At 71.8% G+C, this 2905-nt stretch carries 2 protein-coding genes; both read right to left on the minus strand.

The features are described 5' to 3' along the window. Positions 1–211: 211 nt before the first annotated feature. On the minus strand, positions 212–619 hold the full coding sequence (gene rbfA / locus VQ02_RS08165; RefSeq protein WP_048443686.1) for a 30S ribosome-binding factor RbfA: 408 nt from the start codon (positions 617–619) through the stop codon (positions 212–214). A gap of 180 nt (positions 620–799) precedes the next feature. Then, the coding region (gene infB, locus VQ02_RS08170; RefSeq protein ID WP_048443685.1) for a translation initiation factor IF-2 at positions 800–2905 on the minus strand (2106 nt) is incomplete at its 5' end.

Here is a 2905-nt window from a genome sequence, read left to right on the forward strand (position 1 = left end):
GGCCCGCCCCGCCCCCGCGCGCGAGGGCGGGCCGCCGGCGGCGGGGGCTCTGCGGGCTGATCCTCGTGCATCGTCATCCTGTGTCCACTCTCAACGGCGGTCGCCGCGGGGGATCCCGTCCCGCCCGCGCCGCACCACGCCGGTCATGCTGGTCTCAAGTCCCCACCCGGGCGGCGGTTCGATGCCGGGGGAGATCCGACTCGGGCAGATCCTACTCCTCGGGGTCCGGCTCGGTCCCGAGGTCGCGCTGGACCTTCTCGCTGCGCAGGAGCGCGTCGATGCGGGCCGCCTCGTCGAAGGTCTCGTCGCGGCGGAAGCGCAGGTCGGGAGCGAATTTCAGCGCCACCCGGCGGGCCACCTCCTGGCGCAGGACCTTCTTGTTGCGCTCGAGCGCCTCGATCACCGGGCGCTCGTCCTGGCCGCCGAGCGGCATCACGTAGGCGGTGGCGAGCTTGAGGTCCGGCGACATCCGGACCTCGGGCACGGTGATCACGTGCTGGCTCAGCACCGGATCCTGGATGTCGCCGCGGCTCAGCACCTCCGCGAGGGCGTGCCGCACGAGTTCGGCCACGCGCTGCTGGCGCTGCGAGGGGCCTGCATTGTCCTGGGGTTTGCGCACCATCGTCTCTCCGGGCTCGAACCGGGCCGCGGGGCGGCCAAGAGGGGCGGCCGAGCGGTCTCGGCGGCCCTCGCGGCTGTCATCCTGAACCGACGAGCCCGGGACGCTGGCGTCCCGGGCTCGCGAAGTCCTTGCATGGGCCGCCGCCGGACGGCGGACGGCCGATGGCGACGGGGTGGATCAGAGCGTGCGACGCTCCTCGTGCACGATGTAGCACTCGATCACGTCGCGCGGGCGCATGTCCTGGTAGTTCTCGAAGGCCATGCCGCATTCCTGGCCAGCCGCCACTTCCTTGGCGTCGTCCTTGAAGCGCTTGAGCTGCGAGAGCTTGCCCTCGTGCACCACCACGTTGTCGCGGATGAGGCGGACATGGGCGCCGCGCTCGACCCGGCCGTCCTCGACCCGGCAACCGGCGATCTTGCCCACCTTCGAGACGTTGAAGATCTCGAGGATGCGCGCCTCGCCCAGGCGCTCCTCGCGGAGCGTCGGCGGGAGCAGGCCCGACATCGCCGCCTTCACGTCATCCACGAGATCGTAGATGATGTTGTAGTAGCGGATCTCGACGCCCGCCCGCTCGGCGGCCTCGCGGGCCTCCTTGTGGGCGCGGACGTTGAAGCCGACCACGACCGCACCCGAGGCCTGGGCCAGGGTGATGTCCGACTCGGTGATGCCGCCGACACCCGTGTGCAGGATGCGGGCCGCCACCTCGTCGTTGCCGAGCTTCTCGAGCGAGCCCGCGATGGCCTCGACCGAGCCCTGCACGTCGCCCTTGACGACGAGCGGGAACTCCTTGCGACCGGCACCCTCCTTGAGGTCGCGCATCATGTCCATCAGCGTCCGGCCGGCGCCGGTGCCGGCGGCCGCCGCGCGCTCGCGCTTCACGCGGGCACGGTACTCGGTGACCTCGCGGGCCCGGGCCTCGTTCTCGACCACCGCGACGCGGTCGCCCGCCTCCGGCGTGCCGTTGAAGCCCAGCACCTCGACGGGAACCGAGGGGCCCGCCTCCTTGGTGTTGCGGCCGGTGTCGTCGACCAGGGCACGCACGCGGCCCCATTCGGCGCCCGCCACCACGATGTCGCCGGTGTGCAGGGTGCCGCGCTCGACGAGCACGGTCGCCACCGGGCCGCGGCCGCGATCGAGCTTGGCCTCGATCACCGTGCCCTCCGCCGAGCGGTCGGGGTTGGCGCGCAGGTCCAGGATCTCGGCCTGGAGGGCGAGGCCCTCGAGCAGGTCGTCGAGACCTTCCTTGGTCTTGGCCGAGACCTCGAACTCGAGGGTCTCGCCACCCATGGACTCGACCTGGATGTCGTGCTGCAGGAGCTCGGTGCGCACCCGCTGCGGGTTCGCGTCGGGCTTGTCGATCTTGTTGATCGCCACGATCAGCGGCACGCCGGCCGCCTTGGCGTGGGAGATCGCCTCGACCGTCTGGGGCATGACGCCGTCATCGGCCGCCACCACCAGCACCACGATGTCCGTCACCTTGGCGCCGCGGGCGCGCATGGAGGTGAAGGCGGCGTGGCCGGGGGTGTCGATGAAGGTGATCTTGCCGCCGGAGGGCGAGGTCACCTGGTAGGCACCGATGTGCTGCGTGATGCCGCCCGCCTCGCCGGAGACGACGTTGGCGTTGCGGATCGCGTCGAGCAGCGAGGTCTTGCCGTGGTCGACGTGGCCCATGATGGTCACGACCGGCGGACGCGGCTGGGTGTCCTCGTCGGTATCGGGCTCGTCGAACAGGCCCTCCTCGACGTCCGACTCCGCCACGCGGCGCACGGTGTGGCCGAGCTCCTCGGCGATGAGCTGGGCGGTGTCCGAGTCGATCACGTCGGTGATCTTGTGGATCTGGCCCTGCTTCATCAGCATGCGGATGACGTCGACCGCCCGCTCGCTCATCCGGTTGGCGAGCTCCTGGATGGTGATCGTCTCGGGGATGATCACCTCGCGGGCCAGCTTCTCCTTCTGCTCCACCTGGCGGTGGCCGGTCAGGCGCTGGTTGCGGCGGCGGAACGAGGCGACCGAGCGCGTGCGCTCCTCCTCGCCGGACGTCGCCGTCGCGATGGTCAGACGGCCGCGGTTGCGGTCGCCGCCCGGCGACTTCGGGGTCTTGGGCGGGGTGATGACCTTGAGCGGCATCCCGGGACGGCGGATGACCCGCTTGGTCTCGGTCTCCTCCTCCGCCGCGGCCGGGCGGCCGGTGGCGGGGCGCGCGGCGCCGGCGGCCGCCAGCTTCGCCGCCGCAGCGGCGGGCTGCTCGGGCTTCGGCTCGGGCTTGGGCTCCGGCTTCGGCGC

It is taken from the genome of Methylobacterium variabile (assembly GCF_001043975.1).
Taxonomy (GTDB): Bacteria; Pseudomonadota; Alphaproteobacteria; order Rhizobiales; family Beijerinckiaceae; genus Methylobacterium; species Methylobacterium variabile.